Raw genomic sequence first — 22,726 nt, 5'->3', positions numbered from 1 at the left:
CCTATACTTAGCAAAGTACAGGACGTTTTTCTTGAAGAACCAATTCGAAAAAATAATTTTTCCCTTCTTGTTTAAAAAGTAGACTCACTGAAATCACGGATTTTCACGCTCATCCGTTTCATGTTTTCCTGTCTAATGGTATAATTTTGATAACTATAAAATGGGGGCAGTATTTTGAAGAAATTAATCGTAATGGTTGTTTTGCTTTTTGCAAGTTCTACTCTATCAGGCTGTAGTTTGTTTGGTGGGGCAGATCAATCATCCGAACAAACCACTGACTCATCTATTCTGATGGCAGATAAGTCAGATATTACAAATAGCCAGTATTCCTTGAAGGTGCGCAAAGATATGGATCTAATCAGTGGTCAACTCACCTTCACAGATAATAAGATGACTTGGGTACGCACGTATGCTGAAGATGAAACGGATACTTCCAATACTACAAAAAAAGCAATCACTTTAACCGATATCAAGATAAAAACTAAATCAGATAATTATACGATCACAGGAAAAGAAAAAGGAAAAGACGTGTCGATTCAATTCACTAAAATCGGAAATTATCGCATAGAAGACGAGGATGGAAATATCTATAGCCTCTAATCGTTTTGCATAGGCTACACGAGTTGTCCATACAAAAATGAGCCAACTCCGAAATAAATTTATCTGTTTAGCAAATGTTGGCAAATCAAAAAATCAGTTTTGCTACAAACGCTCGAGTAAACGGCAGGAGCATAAGCAACTCCTTCGGAAATAAGCCGAAATTCACAAAAATTTGAAAAGCAATTTTCGTTCATTTCTTCTTATTTCTCGGAGTTAAACACTTCTGTCCCTGCCTCTCTCGCATAAACGGCGTCTAAAAGTCAGTTTTTTCGAAAATTTTAAAAAAAGGTTGGGACAAAAGTAAGAAACACTTTTGTCTCGACCTCATTTTTTGTATTCTTCTGTTGATTCGTGGAACATTTTTTTAATTTTGCTTAATTCTTATGGATATTTCATATTTTTCTGTTATATTGAGTAAGCAGTTTGAAATAAAGGAGAAAACAATGAGTATATTTGATAGTCACGACTACTGTACATGTACAAGTAGCAAGAATATTCATACTGAATTTAGCGATCAAGGAAGCCTAAGTATTTGTGACCATTGTCATAAATTAATCAAAGATTCATTTAAATCATTTGAAACTTATACAAAAGAAAGCTTCGTCGGAGATTTCTATAATTAAGTAAAAATGAGGGTAGGATAAAAGCAAAAAAACTTTTATCCTACCCTCATTTTTAATTTCTGTCCTTTGACTTTTTCACTATTGTTTTAAAGGATACTCTCTTTACAATCCAAGCCCTTGCCCTTTCGCATGATCGTTTTCTGTAAAGTAACTGCCAGAAGACTCTCCTTCTAATTCAGCTAATTTTTGTTGGATCTGTTTGATCACTTCTTGGGCATGTTCCGGTTTTTCTACAAAATCAAACCGATCTCCATCGATCTGGATCTTAGGACATACATCAAAATCTTCGTACCATTGATCATATCGCTGATTCAATGATTCATAATATCCATATAGCGTTTCATCACTTTCAAGTTGTTCGTACGTACGACCACGTTTTTTGATCCGTTCCAACATCGTATCTAATGATACTTTGATATGGACCATCAAATCTGGTCTTTTTTTCGGTGCCACATCATCTAGTTCATTCAACATAGTATCTAGTAAATGGTCGTATTGTTGGACTTCGATATCTGTTACACGTCCTAAATCAGCATTCAAATGGAAGAGTAAACTATCTTCATAAATTGAACGATCCAATACATTGTCATCATTCACTAATGCCTTCTTCATGGCTAGAAATCGCTTATTCAAAAAAAAGATTTGTAATAGAAACGCGTATTGTTCCGGATTAGAATAAAAAAGCGGTAAAACTTCGTTATCCTCTACACTTTCATAAAATGGTTTTGAATCAATTTCTTTTGCAAGCATATCTGTTAAACTGCTTTTTCCTGCGCCAATTGTTCCTGATATCAATATCACTGACATACAATCCTTCCTTTTCTATAAGTATTCGCCAACATATGCTGTTACAGGTAATTTTTCAAAATCATAGTTGCGAATCTCATCTACTGATTTCAAATAAGTGTGCAAGCTCTGCGTGATCATCAAATTCGTTGGAACTGTTTCTTCCTGAAAGACGATCATTGGTTTGTTCATCATCGTTGCAGCCCCTAGTTCGTAAGCTGTTCCTGGATCAGTTGATTGGTGTTCATAGTCTAAAATAGCAACGACAAAATCAGCTGCAGTTAACTCTTCCATATCTTTTTCGTAGACTTCTTGAGCCCAGCCTGCTGTAAACAATTCATAATTGCTTTCTTGATGGTGTCGTGGCGAATAAAAGCTGCTCACCGTTTTATTTTCTTCCAATGCCTTTTCGATTTTACTTACACGTTCGATTTGTTCCTTTGAAAAAAATGGGCCTGCTAAATAGATTCGACTCATTATTTTGCCTCCTTCAATAATGTTGATAATCCTGTTGTTTCTTCTCGTAATAGATCCACTAGCTTTAAGGGATTATTTGAAAAAAAGATTCGATTTAACCATTTTGCATCCATAAAGCCTTCTTTGGCAAATGTCTCTAGCAATGTTTGCAATCCGCTATAGTAGCCGCCGATATCCAAAATCCCGATTGGTTTATCTGGCGTGAGACCGATAGCTATCCAAGAAAGGAGTTGTGAGAACTCTTCCAAAGTGCCTAATCCCCCAGGAAAAATCAGTACAGCATCGCCTTTTTCAAAGAGCAATACTTTCCGTTCATCGATTGAATCTGTTGGAATGAACGTTGTAACTTCTTCCTTAGGAGTTTCTAATTCGAAAAGTCCGGTAGGATAGATCCCCGTGACTTTTCCATTATTTTCTAGAACGGTTTGGCTAAATATACCCATAATGCCGGAGTCCGAGCCGCCATAAACCAATTCAATATTTTCTTGTGCCATATATTTTCCTAACATTTGAGCAATAAATTTGTAACTTTCTTTATTGCCAAAACGGGAGCCGCAAAAAACTGTCAGTTTCAAAAAAAAAACACTTCCTAACTCAAAAGTATATCTTTATTCTACTCTTGTTTTTTTAAAATAAAAGACTAGATTTTGTGCTTTTTTAATGGTATAGAGAATACAAAACACTAGATATAGTGTTTTAAGATGATATAATTTCCGGATCGTTTTTATGAGCAAATATAAATAAATAACTATGTAAAAAAATATGAAACGACTTTCTTCTAGAGAAAACTATGCTTTCACTTCATGCGTCAATAACATTTCTCATTCTAATGTTTTCTTTCATTTTTGCGAAATAGTTGATTCCTGATTTTTTTCAAATGTTATGTTTCACTAATAGAAAATGTTTCGCTGCTTTTTTACAAAATCTCCTTTTGATACACACTGGTACTTTTTCCAAAACAATAAGTCCCCTGTAGAGCTAGTATCGCTCAATTTTTCACCAAAAAAGCCGAATCACTCAAAAATCCAGCGATTTTCAAGTGATTCGGCTTTTTTCTTGAAACCTATTTTTTGTTATCGTTCTAACGATCAACTATGCTTGAATGACCCCGTGTATAATTGATAGTATTCTCCTTGCTGGGCAATCAACTCATCATGTGTTCCTCGCTCAATGATTCTTCCTTGATCCAATACCATGATCGCATCCGAATTTCGTACCGTAGATAGACGATGCGCAATGACAAAAACAGTCCGGTCTTTCATCAAGGAATCCATTCCTTTTTGGACGATCGTTTCCGTGCGAGTGTCGATACTAGATGTGGCTTCATCAAGGATGAGTACTGGCGGATCAGCTATAGCTGCTCGAGCAATAGAAAGTAACTGTCGTTGTCCCTGAGAAAGAGAACTGCCGTCATCGCTCAACTCTGTATCGTAGCCATTAGGTAATTGACGAATAAAATGATCTGCATTGACTAACTGAGCGGCCTCGTAGATTTCTTCATCCGTTGCATCAAGTTTTCCGAAACGGATATTTTCTTTGATCGTTCCAGTAAATAAGTGTGTGTCCTGTAAAACGATTCCTAATGAGCGACGAAGAGATGACTTTTTGATCTGTTCGACATTGATACCATCATAGGTAATCGTTCCTTTTTGGATATCATAAAACCGATTGATCAAGTTCGTGATCGTCGTTTTACCCGCACCAGTCGCCCCAACAAAAGCAATCTTCTGTCCAGGCTTTGCAAACAATTGGATATCATGGAGGATCACTTTTTTCGCATTGTATCCAAAAGTCACCTGATCGAAACGAACATCCCCTTTTAGTTCGGTATAATGTACCGTACCTTGTTGTACGTCTTTCCAAGCCCAAACCCCAGTCCGAGTTACGGATTCGTGGATTCGTCCATCAGAATCTTTCTCAATGTTGACCAACTCGATCGTTCCATCATCTTCTTCTGGCTGTTCATCCAATAAATCGAAAATCCGTTGTGCGCCTGCTAAAGATAAAATAATCGCGTTGAATTGTTGCGAGATCTGTGAGATAGGCATCGTGATACTTTTCGTGAATTGAACAAATGAAGCAATACTTCCTAGTGTTAATGCTGTAACGCCAGTGATTGAAAAAATAGCTCCAATCACAGCTGTTAGAAGGTACGTGAAGTTTCCAATATTTCCCATGATGGGCATCAAAATATTGGCATACGTATTGGCCTTAGTCGAATTCAATTTTAACTCATTGTTCAATGTAACAAAACCTTGGATTGCTTGCGGCTCATGATTAAAAACTTTGACTACTTTTTGCCCTTCGATCATTTCTTCCACGTAACCATTTACAGCGCCTAAAGATCCTTGTTGTAAGGAAAAATACTTGCCACTCTTACTTCCTAAAGTCCGAATGATAAAGACCATCAAAGAAACCATGATCAATACAAAGATCGTCATTGGGATATTGATGATCAGCATGGCAATGATAATAGCAGCCACTGTCACCAGTGCAGAGATCGTTTGCGGAATCGATTGACTGATCATCTGTCTCAATGTATCGATATCATTTGTGTAACGACTCATGATATCACCAGTTGGATGCGAATCATAATAGCGAACAGGTAATTTTTCCATATGGGTAAACATCTCATCACGAATATCTTTTAAGATCCCTTGTGACACGGTAACCATCGTTCGATTATACACGTAGGTAAACATTGCCCCTGTAAAATACATGATGCCCATTAAAGTAATGATTTTTAATAGTGGACCAAAATCTGGATTTTCTTGTTTTGACAATGGTTCAATAAATCGATCAATCAATTGTTTCGTAAAACTGATCCCTATAGCATTCGTTGCCGCACTGATCACGATACTAAAGAACACAACGATCAAACGAAGACGATATTTCAGTGCATAGGAAAAAATTCGTTTCAACAATTTGACTGGACTTGTTTGTAATTGATTATTCCTCACTGATTCGCCCTCCCTTCACTTGTGATTCATACACTTCTTGGTAGATTTGGTTCGTCGCTAATAATTCTTCATGCGTGCCGATCCCATTGATCTTTCCTTCATCTAAAACGACGATTCGATCTGCATCTTGGATCGAAGAGATTCTTTGTGCCACGATGATTTTCGTAATGTCGGGGATTTCTTCCATCAAAGACTGGCGGATCATACGATCTGTTTTCGTATCTACAGCACTTGTTGAATCATCCAGAATCAATACCTTAGGATTTTTCAGTAAAGCTCTCGCAATCGTCAACCGTTGTTTTTGACCACCTGAAACATTGGTCCCACCTTGATCCAAGACCGTTTCATAGCCATCTGGAAACTCATTGATGAACCCATCTGCTTGTGCTAGTTTAGCGGCATGCCTTACTTCTTCTAAGCTCGCATGCTCATTGCCCCAGCGAAGATTTTCAATGATCGTGCCTGAAAACAATGTATTCTTTTGAAGAACCATTGAGATCTGATCTCTTAGGGTCACTAGATCATATTCCTTTACATTTTTACCACCCACTAATACTTCTCCAGCAGAAGTATCATATAAGCGTGGAATCAGTTGGATCAAGGAAGTTTTCCCACTTCCTGTCCCCCCCAATATACCAATCGTCTCACCAGAAGTAATTTGTAAGTTGATCTGGCTTAAGTTGGGTTCTGCTGCTTGTGGATTATAACTAAATCGGACGTCTTTAAATTCGATTGCTCCATTTTCAAGCTCTTTCAATGCATTCTCTGGGCTAGTTAATGTGCTTTTTTCTGTCAACACTTCTGAAACACGCTCAACGGAAGCTTCTGAAATAACGATCATAACAAAAATCATCGAAATCATCATCAAACTATTCAAGATCTGCATCATATACATGATAAAACTCGTTAACTCACCAGCAGACATCATATCTCCAACAACATACTTTGCTCCGAACCAATAGACAACAAGCAATGTACTGTAAATGGCAATCTGCATGATTGGACTATTCAGTGCAATGATCTTCTCTGCTTTCATAAAAATCTTTTTGATCTCATCCGAAGCATGTTTGAACTTGTCGATCTCTTTTTCTTCACGGACATATGATTTAACGACACGGACACCATTGATATCTTCTTGAACGGTCTGATTCAAACGATCATATTTTTTAAACACCTGAAGAAAATAAGGGTGGACTTTGTAAACAATCCCAATCAAAATAACTGCGACTACTGGGATGATGATCAAAATGTCTAATGCTAATTTGGTATTGGTATAGGAAGCCATCCCATAGGCAAAAACAATTGTGAATGGGGCACGAATAATTGTTTTCAGAACCATTTGGAAAGCATTTTGGATATTCATGATGTCAGTCGTCAAACGAGTAATCAAGCTTGAGGTTGAAAACCGATCAATATTCTGAAAAGAAAAGCTTTGGATATTTTTATAAATATCTTCCCGCAAATTCCCTGCAAATCCAGCAGAAGCGTCTGAGGAGAATTTCCCTCCCAATACGCCAAATAACATCGATAGACTAGCAACCAAGCACATAAGCAGACCTATCTTGACAATGTAACTGATATCTTTTGTTTCAAAACCGCGATCAAGTATCTTTGCCATCAAAAAAGGGAGCATGACTTCCATAGATACCTCCAAAGCCATGAAGATCATCGTAAATACAGCCGGTTTTTTATATTGTCTTAATGATTTTCCTAATGTTCGATACATTCCATCTCTCCTTTCTGATAACTCATACTATCGTTCATCAACTCATAGATTCGTTTGATTGTTCGAATCGTCGTATCCATATCTTCAATAGAAATTTCTTGTAAAATTTCTGCATTTTGCTCATGGAATCCAGAAACATCCTTAAGATAAAGAGCCAAGCCTTTATCGGTTAAATCAACATTGATGATGCGCCGATCTTTTTTATTTGTTTGTTTTTTCATATACCCTAGTTCTTCTAAGGTTGCGACATTTTTTGTCACACTCGGTAGAGTTCCTTTGATTGCTTTAGCGATATCACTGATTTTCACAGTGCCATTTGTTTCTTTCAAATGATAACAAGTTTTCAAAATATAAATATGCCTTCGCTGCAGTCCATTTGGTGGTGTAGGCAAAAATTCAGTCGTTCGTTTCGCAATCATACAAGCACCCAAATAAGCCTCTGATCGTTCTCGATCCATTCTATCACTCCTTTATCGCTCAAAAATAATTACTTTAGGTAACTTTTTTCTTATTATAGTAGACCTTACGTAAATAAAAAAGCTTTTTATGTATAAACATGCAATAAAAAAGCAAGGCGTTCCACCATACAAAAGATGGTAACCCTTGCTTTTTTTTATTTTATTTACTTGGTAAGCAATTATGAACGTTTGGTCGTTTTCCCCTTAACGCCTAGCATACATGATCATTTTTCCTTTTGATCAACGATAGAAAACAACCAAATAATGATTGGCTGAATGCCACTTACACGAGGTCATTCATTATCCTGAAAAGATCCATACACACAACCAGATGAACTGCATCAACGTATCTACCTTCTGGCCGCCATTTGATCCTTGCTAGATACTCTTATCCTCAGGTGTATTTATTGGATAAAAAAAGGATTGGACACGCGTTGCCCAATCCTTTTTTGACACAGCAAATAAAACGCATTCATTTTGTTTATTTTTTCTCTCCAAAAGGCTAGATTTCTCCTCTAAGATTCGATACAATAAACGAATTCGATGGTTTCCATTGACTATGGCAAACTTGACTGGTCACTGTGTATGACTTTTCAAGGCCTCTGTTTCTAGCTGCCACTAGAAATGGAGGCGCCTTTTTTATTTAGCTGTTTCTATCTGTCATTTATGATACTGATCACTTGAACAGTAGTCAAGCGAATCCAAAAAATCACAAAAAACTGTTCTGTTTTTCCACCAACTTTTTGTAGAAAACTTTTTTTATTTAGTATATATCCTGAAAAATAGTAATTTGACAACTTTTCTGAACAATAAAATATCTATATAATTAAAAATAATTAATTACCATTATTCAAAAAACACCCATCAGAACAAGGCAGAATAGCCCATCTTGATGGATGTCTGTGTCCGTCGACTGTTTCTTTTATCTGATCAGATCCACATCTGGTGCATCTAGCAATTGTTGGACTTGCTTTCTGGTAGTTAAAGGAACATCACCTTGGATAGCATGTGCAAGTCGTGCATTTGCCAAGGCAAACTCTACAGTTCGTGAAAGTGTCCATTTTTCTGCATACCCCAATAAAATCCCTGCTGCGAATGCATCGCCTGCACCAATTCGATCTAGCACAAAAAGATAGTACAACTCTGTCTCTACAGCTTCTTGTGAAGTAATCAAATAACCACTTAATCGTTTGTTTCCCCCACTCACCGTCCGTTTCGTTCCTGCAAACCATTCAATCCCATAGTAATCTAGGAAAGAACGAATATATTCGTTTGGCGTTTCGGCCTCAGAAAATTCAGACTGCCATTCCATCAACTCCGTCAAATCACGAATCGAGCCTAGTAAAAGTGTACAGTAGGGAAGAATCTCTTCATAGCGTTGTTTCAGCACCGCTTTTTTATCTTTTTCCTGATTTAAACTAGGACGGAAATTAAAATCAAAACAAACTTTTTTTCCTTGTTCATCTGCTTTTTTTGCCAAAGCAATTGCTGTTTGTGCTGAGAGATCAGTCAAACTTAAACTGATACCGCAGATATGCACAAGATCAACTGCTTCAATAAATCCATCTAGTTGATAATCCCTTTTTTCGGCTAGTCCAAAAGAGCTATGCTTCCGATTTTGATACGTTACCTCAGTTGGACGAATACCATACCCCATTTCCGCAAAATAGGTCCCGATATGCTGTTCTTTTTGAATAATATAAGTGGTATGGACGCCTAACCCTTTTAAACTGGCTAACGCCGCATCACCTAGCCGATTAGCAGGTAATGCAGACAGCAAATAACTTTCAATGCCAAAATGCGCTAAATTCCCCACAAGATTCACGCCGGTCCCTGTATAAGACATTCGAAGTGTATGTGTTTGTTCTAGCATCAAATATTCAGGTGGTGTCAATCGCAGCATCACTTCACCAAATGCACCAATTTTCATTTTTTCACCTTACTCTACGATTTTTTTTGTGATCTCCAATAGTCTGCGAACATCCTCAGGTCTTGTGTTTCCAGTAGTCGGATCAATGATGGAACTATAGATATGAGGAATGATTTTTTTTACCCCCGCATCAACTGCGATTTGAACGATTTCTTCAAAATTCTCTAAATCGATGCCACCAGTTGGTTCTAAAGCAAAATCATAAAGCGCACAGGCTTGGGCTACTGCTTCATATTCTTTCTGATGTTCTAATCCCTTCATAGGGAAATATTTGATCGATGTCCCTCCCATGTCTTGCAAGAGGCGAATCGCCGTTTCGATCGTTACCACCCCCGCTGTTCCTTGTGAACTTAATGGTCCTGTGGCAATATTGACATATCCTTCTTTTCCTGTCGGAGAAACTAGCCCGTTAACGACTGTTTCCGACTGTCCTAAGACAGCTCGTGTAGCCCCCACACCTGTAAACACTTGATTGACATGTTGCGGTTGCAAGACTTTGGCTAATCGAGTGACCATCTGACTTTGATTCGGGTCTCCTGCCCCCAAACCAATTGATAAAGCATTATTGGTAGCTTCTTGATACTGCTTCATTTCTTTGATTGCCGCTTCATCATTCGGATAATTTTTTGAAAGCACCCCTAACAGAATGTGTCCTTCTGCTGCTTCGTAGCATTCTTTTGCATTTTGGAGCGAATTTGCCAAGACATTCAAGCAAATCTGATCTTTTAAATAATTGGGTGTTCGTATCATTTATACTCTCTCCTTCACTATTTCCTTCAGCCGTTGAATGATTTTTTTCATCTCTGTTTGATCGACCGAACGGACATCAAATTCAATGATGCCATTATTTGCTTGATATTCTCGGGTATAGATTGCTGGATTTTGTTCTTTTAACTCACTGATAACTGTTTTTGCAGATTTCCCTGTGACCTTCACACTTGCACGATAGATTTCTCTTCCAGCTGGGTCTTGCACGATTTTTGCGTCAAGATGTTCGATCTTGTTCAATTCTTCTATAAATGGTTGCAATCGTTTTTTCATTGATTCCCCTGATTCACTCCCATTTTGCAAATAATCCTCGACTGCTTGAGTAAAACCAAGGATGTTTTCTTTCCCGATTTTCATCGAACGACCAATCCCTTTTGATTGCATACGTACCCACGACACATAAGGATTTTTTCCAATGACCATACCAGCGCTAGGTCCTTCGATTGCTTTTGCTCCTGAATAAATAACTAGATCTGCGCCTAATTGTGTATATTTCAATAAATCTTCTTCCGCTGCGGCATCAACGATCAAAGGCAAATCGTTCTTCTTTGCCACCTCGACTGCTTCTGAAATGGTCAGCATACTCTTTTGTACGGTGTGATGGCTCTTGATATACAAGATTGCCGCTGTTTGTTCTGTGATCATCATTTCGAGGTGTTCAGGTGTACACATATTTGCATAGCCTGCTTCAACGACTTTCCCACCACCTTGTTGCACCATCAACTCCACAGAAGTACCATAATCAACATTGTGTCCTTTTGGCAAAATGATTTCTTTTTTCTTGATGGTAGCTGAATAAGGGTGATATACATGAGCCAAACTACCTTGCCCAATGACTGCGGCAATGGATTGCGCAATGCCGGCTGAAGCAGAAGAGACGATTTGGACATCGTCTACGCCTAAGAGTTGAGCTAAGTAACCTCCCGTTTTTTCACTAAGGTCAGCCATTTCAAAAAAATGTGTACCACCAAAACGTTGGGCCTCAAGAACAGCTTCTGAAACTTTCGACACACCCAGCACTGTCATTCTTCCTGAAGCGTTAATGACTTCTTTTAGATTGAATTTTTCATTACTCACACTCATATTTCTTTCCTCCAATAATCGTGTACACTGGTCTGATTTGTTCCGTTATCATTCGTTGGTTGCCGTTTGAATCAGTCACTGTTTTCTTTTGGTCTCGCCATTCAAATATTGTGAAATCAGCATCAAAACCTTCTTCGATCTTCCCTTTTTTTCTTAACTGAAAATTTTCAGCAGAGGCAACCGTCACTTTTTCGATTATTTCAGGCCATGTATACCCAATCAAGTGCAGCTTTTCCATTGTCGTTGCTAAATCATAAACAGGACCATTTTTACGATTTTTGATATAGATGTCAGTACTGATCGAATCTGCCTTGACTCCTTGTTCATACGCTTTTTCAGCTACCTCAAAATTAAAACTATCTGTTCCATGACCAATATCAAAAATGATTCCCTTTTCTATTGCTTTTTTAACAAAAGGCTTGATTTCTTTCGTCTGTTGATCCATGATCCCATTTGCTTTTCCGTTAAAGCAATGCGTCAAGACATCTCCGCGGTCCAGTCCATCTAAAATTTCAGATAAATGTGGTGGAGCAGAACCAATATGGACCATCAAGGGCAAATTTTGATTTTCTTGTTGGATTTTTTTTGCCATATAAAGTGGGATGATCCCATTTTCTCCCACAACTGTTTTACTCATTCGTGCTTTGATACCTACAATAAAATCAGGCAGTTCTGTTAATTTTTCTTTCACTAAGTCACTTTGGATCTTTGTCAGATCCGCTAGTTCATCTTGTTTGATGATTCCCCATTTTGAAATATTCAATAGTGCGTAGACATTGGTTTTTGCTTGTTGGGCATGTTCATAAAATTGACTGATATTTTCAGCACCAGTAGTTCCTGCATCAATGACTGTTGTCACACCCTTCATTATCCCAATTTGGTCAGGATAATCATAGTAAAGTGTCATTTCTTCATAACAATGCACATGATCATCGATCCAACCAGCAGATAAATACTGATCAGGAGCTAAGACTTCTTCTCTTCTTCCTTTTTCACGAATGGTCGGAGCAATTTTTTTGATTTTCCCATCTTCAATTCCAATATCCATTATTTTTCCTGTTACTGTATGAGCTTTTCTGATTACCAAATCAAACATTATCGCGCCTGCTTTTCTATAAATTTAAATTTTGACCACGGATGAATAAAATCAAGTAAGATTTTTTCTTCCGGAATGATCGAACCGACTTTGTTTTTTCTAGAATCACTATGCGGTTCTAAAACAATTTGCAATTCATTCTTATATTTGCCAAAGCTGTCGTTTCCGATAACAACGTCTCCTCGTTGAAATTCAAAGGTTGTATCATGGGTAGGATTGCTTTGTCCACCATATTTTTTGCGCACTTCTGTCGAACGAATCACTTGTTCCGTAATATCTCCTCGTCTAACATGCTGTTCATTCAACATGATTGCACGCTCAACTTCATTTAATCCAGATACAAATTCGACCGTAAACGTTGTTTGGTAACGATCCAGATTTCCTAAAGCTTGTAGTTCTTTTTCTGAAGCATAGGCATTCCCAATGATCACATCATCGATCAAATTGGTAGCAAACAGATGCTTCGCCGCCGTTTCTACCGCTAAATGTCGGTGCATTTCCAATGTCGGCAACCCATCATTGATATCCCATGGCCCGATCGTTCCCACCTGTGACGAAATAAAGGCCGCTGTTCGAATTCCATGCTTCTTAAATCGTTCACTACAAGATTGAAAAAAGGCATAGGGTAATCCCGTTCCTTCTTGGGGATAGAAGTTATGACATCCATATAAAAATGGCTGGTTTGCTTGATGACTTAAAATATTTTCCAGATAGGCCACATCATTACTCATATTCAACTCAATTGCTAATTGATAGGGGTTATACGTAAGCAATGCTTCTTTTTTGCCATCGAAACCTAAATCTAAACGGATTCCGTCTGCACCTGTTTCATAGAAAAATCCAAGATCGTCGTAAGAAATATCCAGCTGTTCAAAAATATTCGGTGCGACATCTAAAATCGTTTCAAATCCCAAACTTTTAGCAAAAGTAATCAGCTGACGAAATTTTTCTTTTACGATTTCAGGGTCCTCTGTTACCTCTAACATGCTCATGAAAATACGCGTAAACCCATATTTTTGTGCTAATTTTATATATTCTTTGTCCTCATCCAAATCACTATGATCTGGATAAAGGGACACGCCTAATGAACGCTTCATTTTTCTCCCCCTCTTCTTTACTTACTATGCTTGCTCCTGCGTGATGCCGTCCATCATTTTAGCCGCTTCTTCCTTAGCTAGTTCTTCTGCTTCACGAGCCAGCTGTTGTTTTTCAAACACTTTAAAAAATGGATAATAAATTGCCAGAGTGATCAAAAAATTCACGACAACAAGAACTCCTGCTGCCACACTCCAATTGGTACTCATCCACGCGGCAATCGGTGCAGGCATCGCAAAAGGTAATCGTGCCACCATCATCGGTACGACTCCACTTACCGTCAATATATAAGACAAGGTGGTTGTCACTAATGGAGCAACAATAAAAGGAATACCTAAGACAGGATTCATGACGATCGGTGCACCAAAAATCATTGGCTCATTGATATTGAAAAGGCCAGGTAAAATAGATAATCGTCCTAAACTTTTCAGGTATTTTGATTTAGAAAACATAAATAGTACAACTAAAGCTAGCGTTGTCCCAGCTCCTCCGATCCAGACGAACCATTGCAAGAACTGCTCTGTAAAAATATTGGGCATGTTCTGAGCATTTGTTCCAGCATTGAATGCATCGATATTTTCGGCAATCGAGATATCCCAAAATGGTCGAATGACTGGTCCCATGATTGCAGGACCGTGAATCCCAAGAACCCAAAAGAAACAAATCAGAAAGACAGTCAACAAGCCGCCAAACAAGCTATTACCAGCTAATACACCTTTTAGAGGCATCAATAATTGGCTTAGGAACCCGTTTAAATCAAATCCCAACATATGACGCACTACCCAGAAAAAAATCAAGATAACTGCACCTGGAATCAATGCTACAAAAGAATTCGTCACTTCTGGTGGTACACCATCAGGCATTTTGATCGTAATCTTTTTCTCAATAAAAAAACGATAGATTTCAACAGAAACAATTGCTGTAACGATAGCGCCAAATAATGAACCAGAACCTAAATTCGCAATATTGATATAACGGCCAGCCGTAACCCCTTCCAAATCTTCGACTACTCGAAGCGGTGGCGCTGCTACAATCAGAAAGGACATCAAAGCTAAAATACCTGCAGTCAAAGAATCCAGTTTATAACTTTTGGCTAATGATGATGCAATGCCAAATGTAGCATACAATGCAAGGATTCCTACTGTATAACGAAAAGGAATATCCAATATTTCACGATACGGTTCAATGACTGATGCCACTGATTCGATGGGGATATTCAGTAAAATGGTGAAAAACGAACCGACGACCGTTAGCGGCATGGTGGCAATGATCCCTTTTCTAATTGCTGTCATGTGTCGCTGAGTACCGATACGATTGGCAACCGGCATGATTCTTCGCTCGATGATCCCTACAAATTTATCCATTTACGCCCTCTCCTTATATAACATTATAATGTTTACGCATTGATAGTAGCATAACTACCTTCAAATGTAAACGTTTTTCATAATGTTTAAAAAAAGAAGTTGACACTAAACTATAGCCTACCTTCCCCACCACCTACAAAATGGGCCACCCAGCTAGTCCTTCACTTGGGTGTTTATCCAGATTATTTTCTTATAGTGAAATAAATATCCCTACCTAACAAGTGAACTTTCCTGAGAGATAAGAAATGCTACTCAGATCTGTCCACTTATTAAGCAAAGTATTTATTGCCAGACATTATGTTTCATAGTCAATATGATAAGGATGTAAATCTGTATGATAGATTGCTTCTGAATATTCAAGGATTTCTCCTTGTTGATTGGATGATCGACGAATTCTCTTTATGCCAATTTGTGCAGATGTCTTTAAGATTTCTTGCTCTTCCTCGCTGAGAAAAATAGCAGAAAAATCATCTGAAAATACATCGATGTATTCTCCTTTTTGAGTCAGCAATCGATAAAGGGATTCTTCGTCAAATTCCTTGCGTTTCACTCTGATCATCTCACTCGGCAAATAATGGATAAAGTAAATATAGGGCTCATCATTCAAATAATATAAGCGCTTAAATCGAGTAGCATGCGAACCAAAATAACCATACAACGGATCATCTTTTTTTAAAGCAATTTTTTTTACCTCTAGTGTTTCTTTTCGAACTTCATATTGTGAATTTTTGAGAATTTGCGTAAAACTTGCTGCTTTTGATAATCGATTATATGGGCGATTACTTAGGACCGTAGTTCCTCTACCACTCTTCTTTTCAACATACTCATCTGCCGCTAGTAATTCAATTGCCTTACGAACAGTTATTTTGCTCACTTGAAACAATTCTTCTAGCTCATTTTCAGTAGGCAGCATCGTGCCAACTGGATATTTCCCTGAAAAAATATCCTCTTTGATCTTATCTGCAACTTCTAAATATAATACACGGGTTCTTTTCATGGCGTCACCTTTCGTTTTACTGTTACTAAAAGAATAGCATAGATAAAATAAAAAAAGAATATAAAAGATAAGAGAGGTTATGAAAAGCATGGTTTGACCTGAGCAATAATAAAGGGTGAAAAATAAAAAAAGAGTGTGGAACAAAACTAAAAATCAGTTTTGCCACAGACTCTCGAATAAACGGCGGCCAAAAGTCAGGTTTTTCGGAAATTTCGAGAAAAACGATCAATACAAAAAGCGTATTACTCGTTTTTCTCTCCAATTTCTCAAACCTAAACGACTTTTGTCTCGACCTCTTTTGACTCACATCATTTGCTTATCTACTTTTTTGAATAAAGCGAACTTGCTCTAAACAAAGAGTAGTTTTTGAAACTTCCATTTTACGTATCAGAACGAATCGAGGCTGGGACAGAAGTGTTTCTTACTTTTATCCACGCTCCTTCTACAGCTTTTCCCCATTTGAGGCGATAACCTCTTTGTACCAATCAAATGACTTTTTCTTTGAACGGTCCAAAGTTCCCTTGCCTTCATCGTCTAAATCCACATAGATAAAGCCATAGCGTTTACTCATTTCACCCGTTGAAGCACTGACCAGATCAATACAGCCCCAAGGCGTATATCCCATAAGTTCAACACCATCTGCTACTGCTTCACCCATTGCTTCGATATGGCGACGTAGATAGTCGATTCGATAATCATCATGGATACTTCCATCTTCTTCGACTTTGTCGATCGCACCTAGTCCATTTTCCACGATGAACAATGGCTTCTCATAACGATTGTACAATTCGTTTAAAGCAATTCGCAACCCTTCCGGATCAATCTGCCAGCCCCACTCACTAGCCTCTAAAAATGGATTTTTCACACCACCGAGTAGGTTACCCGCTGATGTTGCCGCTGTTGGATCGGTTTCATTGATTGCTGTCGACATATAGTAGCTAAACCCGATATAGTCCACTGGATAAGCTTTTAATAAGTCAAAATCTTCTTTTGTCTGTTCTAATTTTTGACTATCTACACCATATTTTTCATAGGTACGCTTTGTGTAGGCTGGATACTCGCCTCTGACTTGTACATCTGTACAAAAGAAATTGAATTCTTGATTTTGGATCAATGTTGCGACCTGATTGATTGGATTGGCGTCAATGCTATACGTAGTTGCGTAGATGATCATACAACCTACTTGGATATCTGGACGTAGTTCATGGGCGATTTTTACTGCTTTACTACTTGCTACAAATTGATTGTGCCATGCTTGGAAGATATTTTGATACTCACCCGCACCATTGCTTTTTACCAATCCTTGGCTCAATGCCGGAAAATGGAACGCTGAATTGATTTCATTGAAGGTCATCCAATATTTCACCTTGCTACTGAAACGTTCAAGAACTGTTCTGGCAAATCGTTCATAAAAGTCGATCAATTGGCGGTTCTTCCAACCCCCATATGCTTTAGCTAGATTTAGAGGCATTTCATAATGGGAAATCGTGATTACTGGTTCGATCCCATAGCTTAAACATTCATCAATCACTTGCTCATAAAAAGTAAGACCAGCTTCATTCGGTACTGATTCATCCCCTTGAGGAAAGATTCGTGTCCAAGCAATCGAGAAACGGTAACATTTAAAACCCATTTCAGCGAATAACGCGATATCTTCTTTAAAACGATCATAATGATCGATACCTTGATGATTCGGATAGTTATAGTTTTCTGGATCGATCGTCCAGTCAAATGTTTCGCTACCGATAATCTCAAAGCGTTTTTTCCCACCAGGCATTGCATCTGCCACAGATAATCCCTTGCCATCACGATCATAGGCGCCTTCTAGTTGATTGGCTGCTGTTGCGCCGCCCCATAAAAAATCTTTTGAAAAACGTGTTGTCATCCTTACTTCCTCCTTATTTTACAATCGCTAGAAAATCTTCACTAGCAATGATTTCTTCTTGATCAAACTCTAAAACATCAGCAAAATGATCTGTATTCGTTACAACGATTGGTGTAATCACACTATAGCCCGCCTTTTTGATCGTATCGATGTCGAAACGGACAAGTAAATCGCCTGTATGAACAGTATCTCCTTGTTTCACAAATACTTCAAAGCCTCTGCCTTCAAGTTCGACTGTGTCCATTCCGATATGCATCAATAACTCGATACCATCTGTGGTAGTGATCCCTACTGCATGACCCGTTGGAAAAATCGTCGTGATCACTCCATCTGCCGGAGCAAGCAAGTCACCATTTTCTGGTTCGATCGCAATCCCTTTACCCATCGCTCCAGAAGAAAAGACTTTATCGGGTACTTCACTTAGAGGTAAGACTTTGCCGCTCAATGGGCTTTTTAGATTATGACGAGCTGTTCCAATGGAGTCCCCAGCTGTCGTTTGCTTGTTTCCTTCTAGATTTTCATCTTGTGCAGATTCATCAAAACCAATAATCAATGTACCTACAAATGCTAAGATAAATGATACTGCTGTTGCAATCACTGCCATCATTACACTAGACTCAACTGCTTCATTTGTACTAATAAATGTTGGGATCGTCAATAAACTAACTAAACCGCTAGAAAAAGCTTTGACGCCTGCAAATCCGATCATTGCTCCTCCGATTCCTCCTGAAAGACACGCAACGATAAATGGTTTTTTCAGTGGTAGTGTTACTCCATAGACCGTGGGTTCAGTAATTCCGAACAGAGAAGTGATCATAGAAGAGATCCCTAATGAACGAAGTTTTGCATCCTTTGTGCGTACAGCTACAGCTAAAGCTGCTCCACCTTGTGCTAAAATAGCTGGTAAAAGCATTGGCATCAATACATCAAAGCCATATTGTTCGATATTCAAGAACATGATCGGCACAAATCCCCAGTGCATACCAAACATCACGAATACTTGCCATAACGCTCCCATGATAAAGCCTGCGACTAATGGACTAAAGCCATAGATGGAATTGAAAAGACTACCTAGGCCATTACCGATAACCGTCCCGATTGGTCCTAAAACAAGGAATGTGAGTGGAACCATTACTAACAACACGATCATCGGAACAAAGATCATCTGTAAAAATTGTGGAATCGCCTTTTTCACTAGTGGTTCAAATTTACTTTGGACCCATACAGCCAAAATGATCGGGATCACAGAAGATGTATAGCCAGATGGTGAGAGAATGACTGGTAAGTTAAAGAAGTCAACAGCGCCACCGGCTCCTGCGAGTTCAGTGATGGCTGGATAAACCAGAGCCATCGCGATCGCCACAGATAGAAATTGATTGGCCTTGAATTTTTTTGCTGCGGTAAATGCTAACATTACTGGTAAAAAGGTAAAAACACCGTCTGCTGCTGCATATAGGATTTGATAAGCACCTGTATCAACGGTCAGCCAACCTAATACGATTGCTAAAGATAGGAATCCTTTCAAAATACCAGCTGCAGCCATTGCTCCTAAAAAGGGAGTAAAGATACTCGAAATGATATCAATGAAACGATTTAATGGATTCTTTGATTTTTCTTCTGTATCCGCATGATCCGCTAGGCCTTGCTCATCTACAATGGACTGGTACACATCCGCTACATTGCTGCCGATCACCACTTGATACTGACCACCACTTTGAACAACTTGGATCACATCAGGATCATTTTTTAGTTCTTGTGTCTTCGCAAGAGATTCGTCTTTCAATTTAAAACGCAATCGAGTCGCACAGTGCACTAAACTGTTCACATTGTTTTTACCACCGACTGCCTCCCAAACTCTTTTACCAACTGCTTGATTATCCATTTCATTTCCTTCTTTCCATTTATTTTTTATAAAATAAAAAACCTAGATTGAAAAAACGGTCACGCGAAATCTCGTGTCCTTATTTTTTCAATCTAGGTTTTGCCTGCTTTACCAGTAACAATCCTTAAGATTGGGTACTTTGTTTTTCAGTTACTACACGTTGGATATGGATCGTAAGATAAATTTGTTCTGCTACACCCATTGGTTCTTTTTGCGTCTGGACAAGGTACTCATTGATCCGTTCAGAACAGCGAAATGCTTTTGGATACTTGCCTTGGACCAAGGCATAAAGAAATTCATCTTGTTCGCCTGAGCTTTCTCCTTTTAGATATCGCTGCGCAAAAAATTGAAGGTGTGTGATGAGTCGTTGGTAATTCAACGAATCTTCATCGAATACGATCCCAAAAAATTTACTGATGATACTTACTACATCTCGAACCATCGTTGTAGCTGTCATCGTCACTTGCATATCTCCATTACTTTGCTGACTATTGACAAAATGAAACGCAATGAAACCAGCTTCATCCATCGGTAGTGAAATGCCCATTTTTTGCTCAATCAGTTGAAGAACAGCTATTGCTGTTTGGTATTCTTTAGGATAGAATTTTTTAGTCTCAAATAATAATGGATTAGGTAACTCGATCTTTTCTTTTGCACGATTGATTGCATAATGGATATGATCCGTCAACGTCAGATAAATATTAGGAGAAAACGAAACTTGCAATTTTTCTTCGGCAAAATCAACAATGGATTTCACTAGTTCGACTTCCTCTAGCGGCACATCCGCCATCAATTGTTGGAACTGGTGGGTAGCAAAAGAATCCTTTAAAATGAATTCTTTTTGAACGTCATTCTTTGAGATATGGTCACCTGGCTTTTTTTGAAAAGCGATACCTTTTCCCATACAAATGATCTCTTCACCCAATTCATTTTTAGAAACGACGACATTATTATTCAATACTTTTTCAATGACCATTCTGCTTCGCCCTCTCGAAAAAAATAAAAAAACCTAGAATCCGCCTAACAACGAGCTGAATTCTGGTTTTGCCTGCCGCACAGTAACAATCCATTTCTTATCTGAAATAAGCATAACATCCTTTTTTTAACTTTGCAACCCCTTTCATCACGTTTTTTATTTTTTCTTTCAATAGAAAAAAACACCCTTACTATATTCAAGCAAGAGTGTCTGTCATTTTCATAAAGAACTACTTGGATCAAAAGGTTCGCGTTGGCATATCGAAGGCTTTTTTCATTTCCTGTGTAGCTTCTTTCATCGGAGTGATTTTTTCCAATTCACCTTGAACAACTAAGCGCGTCACTGCGTTCATATCTCCACAAGTAATCAAGGTAACAAGTTCTTTTCCTTCTTGAACGTTCAGCAATTGTGTGTCTGTTGGGGCAACTTTTTGCTTGAACGTTGCTTTGTACGTATACACGTTGTCCAAATCGACTAAATAGATTTTATCGCCTAATGTTAGATTCTCTAAGGGAGTAAAAAGTAATTCTGGATTGTTTGCACGATGGCTAGCTAAAGCATAATTGCCCTTACCCATCTGCTGATCAGGTGACAAGGTACCAGCACCATAAAGCAGATTGGCATTATCCAATCCTTTGAAGATAGGGATATTGATTGAGACAGATGGTACGGCGATACTTCCAATAACTGGTAGCTCTGTATGGTTCAACTGAGCCTTCAACACACTTTCTGTACTCATGGATTCGACAGCATCAAAATCAAAACTTGCGTCTTTTTCCTTATTTTTATTGATATCTTCTTTCGTCACGTTTGCAATCGCATATTGATCTCCTGTGTTTTTAACAAAAAAATCTTTGATTTGTTCATTAAAAATCAGCGCCAATCCAATCAGTAACAATAAGAATAGAAGAATATTGATCAGCCATTTCTTTACTTTTCCTTCTTTTTTCACTACCACGCCTCCTTTTCTGCCCTACAGTTCCGTATATTTTGTTCGTTGACCTTTACTTTTTTCTAACGGATATTTCAAACAATTTTTCTTCAACTTTTCTTCGATGATCTCATCAAGATCAAGATTTAAATTATCTGCCAGCATATAAGAATAGATCAAAACATCTGCTAGTTCTTCTTTGATCCGTTCCAGATTGTTCGCTGTTACTTCTTCTGGCTGTTTCCATTGAAACAGTTCAAGCAATTCAGAGGCCTCCAAAGAAATAGAAATAGCCAAGTCTTTTTCATTATGGAATTGTCGCCAATCCCGCTCATCTCTGAATTGATTTACTTTATCCATACTGTTCATCTATCATTCACCTTTTTCTAATACGATCACTGTTTATCATATCATGTTTATGAAGAAAAAAAGAGCAAATTTATTTTTAACATTTTCATTAAATTGAAATTTTTAGTTTCATTGACTAAAAGAATCGTTAATAATTCAAATAACCACCATGTGTATGTAACAAGGTCACTTCATTTCCCGCTTCTTGTTGCCGTTCAATCCGTTCTTCTCCCCAAACAGACATTGCAACTAAGATTTCCCGTAATGATTTTCCTTCTTCTGTTAATGAATATTCTACTTTAGGAGGTACTTGATTGTAGACTTTTCGATCAACGATACGATCTTCCTCCAACTCTCGTAATTGTTGTGTCAACATTTTCTGAGTGATCGTTGGTATTTGTCTTTTCAATTCACCTGTTCGTATTGGACCATTCCCTAAATGGCATAGAATAATGGGTTTCCATTTTCCACCGATTACTTCTAATGTTGCTTCAACGCCGATATGATAGATTTTTTCCATGTTTTTTCTCCTTTTAAAAGATACGCATCAAATAGTAGCACCCTATTGCTTATTTGAAAAGTAAAAATGTTCAAAAATATAAAATACGTGCATTTTATAAACAAAAATTAGAAAACACTCATTAAACTATCCGTTAGAAATGCCTCTATCAACAATTATTACTAAAAAGTAACTATCGCACAAAAAAGTAGGTACTTCTTTTTGAGGGAAATACAGACTAT

20 protein-coding genes are annotated in these 22,726 nt (G+C 38.0%); 1 reads left to right on the top strand and 19 read right to left on the bottom strand.

Features of this window, described 5'->3' with window-relative positions:
* Positions 1-174 precede the first annotated feature (174 nt).
* Positions 175-600 (top strand): LptM family lipoprotein, encoded by a 426-nt coding sequence (locus tag FGQ66_RS09945; RefSeq protein WP_081133974.1) that lies wholly within the window; start codon positions 175-177, stop codon positions 598-600.
* Between the two features lie 725 nt (positions 601-1,325).
* Here the strand turns inward: FGQ66_RS09945 and FGQ66_RS09935 are convergent.
* The 19 genes from FGQ66_RS09935 to FGQ66_RS09845 all read right to left on the bottom strand — a co-directional run bounded on the left by FGQ66_RS09935 (position 1,326) and on the right by FGQ66_RS09845 (position 22,505).
* A complete protein-coding gene (locus FGQ66_RS09935) occupies positions 1,326-2,030 on the bottom strand; it encodes a deoxynucleoside kinase (RefSeq protein WP_081133976.1) in 705 nt (234 codons plus the stop codon).
* 15 nt (positions 2,031-2,045) lie between these two features.
* Positions 2,046-2,486 carry a nucleoside 2-deoxyribosyltransferase gene (locus tag FGQ66_RS09930; RefSeq protein WP_138302318.1) on the bottom strand — a complete coding sequence of 147 codons (441 nt, stop codon included), beginning with the start codon at positions 2,484-2,486 and terminating at the stop codon, positions 2,046-2,048.
* Positions 2,486-3,061, bottom strand: a complete 576-nt coding sequence (locus FGQ66_RS09925) for an LOG family protein (RefSeq protein ID WP_005877211.1) — start codon at positions 3,059-3,061, stop codon at positions 2,486-2,488. The genes FGQ66_RS09930 and FGQ66_RS09925 overlap by 1 nt, the downstream gene beginning before the upstream one ends.
* Before the next feature lie 513 nt (positions 3,062-3,574).
* Positions 3,575-5,446, bottom strand: a complete 1,872-nt coding sequence (locus FGQ66_RS09920) for an ABC transporter ATP-binding protein (RefSeq protein ID WP_138302317.1) — start codon at positions 5,444-5,446, stop codon at positions 3,575-3,577.
* The gene (locus FGQ66_RS09915; RefSeq protein ID WP_138302316.1) at positions 5,436-7,172 is read right to left on the bottom strand and encodes an ABC transporter ATP-binding protein; all 1,737 of its coding nucleotides are present in this window, start codon (positions 7,170-7,172) and stop codon (positions 5,436-5,438) included. Before FGQ66_RS09915 ends, FGQ66_RS09920 begins: the two co-directional genes overlap by 11 nt.
* Positions 7,157-7,630: a MarR family winged helix-turn-helix transcriptional regulator gene (locus tag FGQ66_RS09910; protein WP_081133980.1), complete on the bottom strand. Its 474-nt coding sequence runs from the start codon at positions 7,628-7,630 to the stop codon at positions 7,157-7,159. Before FGQ66_RS09910 ends, FGQ66_RS09915 begins: the two co-directional genes overlap by 16 nt.
* Positions 7,631-8,552: 922 nt before the next feature.
* A complete protein-coding gene (locus FGQ66_RS09905; protein WP_138302315.1) occupies positions 8,553-9,560 on the bottom strand; it encodes a sugar kinase in 1,008 nt (335 codons plus the stop codon).
* A gap of 9 nt (positions 9,561-9,569) precedes the next feature.
* Positions 9,570-10,310 carry a 2-dehydro-3-deoxy-phosphogluconate aldolase gene (gene dagF, locus FGQ66_RS09900; protein ID WP_005877203.1) on the bottom strand — a complete coding sequence of 247 codons (741 nt, stop codon included), beginning with the start codon at positions 10,308-10,310 and terminating at the stop codon, positions 9,570-9,572.
* Complete coding sequence (locus FGQ66_RS09895; RefSeq protein WP_138302314.1) at positions 10,311-11,411, bottom strand: DgaE family pyridoxal phosphate-dependent ammonia lyase; 1,101 nt, start codon at positions 11,409-11,411, stop codon at positions 10,311-10,313.
* Positions 11,398-12,507, bottom strand: a complete 1,110-nt coding sequence (locus tag FGQ66_RS09890; RefSeq protein ID WP_138302313.1) for an amidohydrolase/deacetylase family metallohydrolase — start codon at positions 12,505-12,507, stop codon at positions 11,398-11,400. Before FGQ66_RS09890 ends, FGQ66_RS09895 begins: the two co-directional genes overlap by 14 nt.
* Positions 12,507-13,604, bottom strand: coding sequence for a DUF871 domain-containing protein (locus FGQ66_RS09885; protein WP_138302312.1), 1,098 nt, complete (start codon positions 13,602-13,604; stop codon positions 12,507-12,509). The genes FGQ66_RS09890 and FGQ66_RS09885 overlap by 1 nt, the downstream gene beginning before the upstream one ends.
* Before the next feature lie 24 nt (positions 13,605-13,628).
* Positions 13,629-14,966, bottom strand: coding sequence for a PTS sugar transporter subunit IIC (locus FGQ66_RS09880; RefSeq protein WP_138302311.1), 1,338 nt, complete (start codon positions 14,964-14,966; stop codon positions 13,629-13,631).
* A 295-nt stretch (positions 14,967-15,261) separates the two neighbouring features.
* Complete coding sequence (locus tag FGQ66_RS09875) at positions 15,262-15,963, bottom strand: GntR family transcriptional regulator (RefSeq protein ID WP_138302310.1); 702 nt, start codon at positions 15,961-15,963, stop codon at positions 15,262-15,264.
* A gap of 442 nt (positions 15,964-16,405) precedes the next feature.
* Complete coding sequence (locus FGQ66_RS09870) at positions 16,406-17,848, bottom strand: glycoside hydrolase family 1 protein (protein ID WP_138302309.1); 1,443 nt, start codon at positions 17,846-17,848, stop codon at positions 16,406-16,408.
* A gap of 13 nt (positions 17,849-17,861) precedes the next feature.
* The gene (locus tag FGQ66_RS09865) at positions 17,862-19,730 is read right to left on the bottom strand and encodes a beta-glucoside-specific PTS transporter subunit IIABC (RefSeq protein WP_138302308.1); all 1,869 of its coding nucleotides are present in this window, start codon (positions 19,728-19,730) and stop codon (positions 17,862-17,864) included.
* A 124-nt stretch (positions 19,731-19,854) separates the two neighbouring features.
* A complete protein-coding gene (gene licT / locus FGQ66_RS09860; RefSeq protein ID WP_115235257.1) occupies positions 19,855-20,706 on the bottom strand; it encodes a BglG family transcription antiterminator LicT in 852 nt (283 codons plus the stop codon).
* Positions 20,707-20,944: 238 nt separating this feature from the next.
* Positions 20,945-21,658: a class A sortase gene (locus FGQ66_RS09855; RefSeq protein ID WP_081133990.1), complete on the bottom strand. Its 714-nt coding sequence runs from the start codon at positions 21,656-21,658 to the stop codon at positions 20,945-20,947.
* A 21-nt stretch (positions 21,659-21,679) separates the two neighbouring features.
* Positions 21,680-22,006: a nucleotide pyrophosphohydrolase gene (locus tag FGQ66_RS09850; RefSeq protein ID WP_005877180.1), complete on the bottom strand. Its 327-nt coding sequence runs from the start codon at positions 22,004-22,006 to the stop codon at positions 21,680-21,682.
* 127 nt (positions 22,007-22,133) lie between these two features.
* Entirely contained in the window at positions 22,134-22,505 is a 372-nt protein-coding gene (locus tag FGQ66_RS09845; RefSeq protein ID WP_016177004.1) for a winged helix-turn-helix transcriptional regulator, read from the bottom strand.
* Between the last annotated feature and the right edge of the window lie 221 nt (positions 22,506-22,726).

This window comes from Enterococcus sp. BSD2780061688st2 D3, from assembly GCF_005844145.1.
In the GTDB taxonomy this organism is placed as follows: Bacteria; Bacillota; Bacilli; order Lactobacillales; family Enterococcaceae; genus Enterococcus_B; species Enterococcus_B durans.
This window is presented reverse-complemented; position numbering and strand designations above follow the sequence as displayed.

Coding starts and splice junctions, on each gene's coding strand:
- dagF (WP_005877203.1), bottom strand. CDS start 10,310: ATGATACGAACACCCAATTATTTAAAAGATCAGATTTGCTTGAATGTC.
- FGQ66_RS09905 (WP_138302315.1), bottom strand. CDS start 9,560: ATGAAAATTGGTGCATTTGGTGAAGTGATGCTGCGATTGACACCACCT.
- licT (WP_115235257.1), bottom strand. CDS start 20,706: ATGGTCATTGAAAAAGTATTGAATAATAATGTCGTCGTTTCTAAAAAT.
- FGQ66_RS09850 (WP_005877180.1), bottom strand. CDS start 22,006: ATGAACAGTATGGATAAAGTAAATCAATTCAGAGATGAGCGGGATTGG.
- FGQ66_RS09885 (WP_138302312.1), bottom strand. CDS start 13,604: ATGAAGCGTTCATTAGGCGTGTCCCTTTATCCAGATCATAGTGATTTG.
- FGQ66_RS09865 (WP_138302308.1), bottom strand. CDS start 19,730: ATGGATAATCAAGCAGTTGGTAAAAGAGTTTGGGAGGCAGTCGGTGGT.
- FGQ66_RS09930 (WP_138302318.1), bottom strand. CDS start 2,486: ATGAGTCGAATCTATTTAGCAGGCCCATTTTTTTCAAAGGAACAAATC.
- FGQ66_RS09915 (WP_138302316.1), bottom strand. CDS start 7,172: ATGTATCGAACATTAGGAAAATCATTAAGACAATATAAAAAACCGGCT.
- FGQ66_RS09875 (WP_138302310.1), bottom strand. CDS start 15,963: ATGAAAAGAACCCGTGTATTATATTTAGAAGTTGCAGATAAGATCAAA.
- FGQ66_RS09895 (WP_138302314.1), bottom strand. CDS start 11,411: ATGAGTGTGAGTAATGAAAAATTCAATCTAAAAGAAGTCATTAACGCT.
- FGQ66_RS09845 (WP_016177004.1), bottom strand. CDS start 22,505: ATGGAAAAAATCTATCATATCGGCGTTGAAGCAACATTAGAAGTAATC.
- FGQ66_RS09890 (WP_138302313.1), bottom strand. CDS start 12,507: ATGTTTGATTTGGTAATCAGAAAAGCTCATACAGTAACAGGAAAAATA.
- FGQ66_RS09880 (WP_138302311.1), bottom strand. CDS start 14,966: ATGGATAAATTTGTAGGGATCATCGAGCGAAGAATCATGCCGGTTGCC.
- FGQ66_RS09870 (WP_138302309.1), bottom strand. CDS start 17,848: ATGACAACACGTTTTTCAAAAGATTTTTTATGGGGCGGCGCAACAGCA.
- FGQ66_RS09910 (WP_081133980.1), bottom strand. CDS start 7,630: ATGGATCGAGAACGATCAGAGGCTTATTTGGGTGCTTGTATGATTGCG.
- FGQ66_RS09935 (WP_081133976.1), bottom strand. CDS start 2,030: ATGTCAGTGATATTGATATCAGGAACAATTGGCGCAGGAAAAAGCAGT.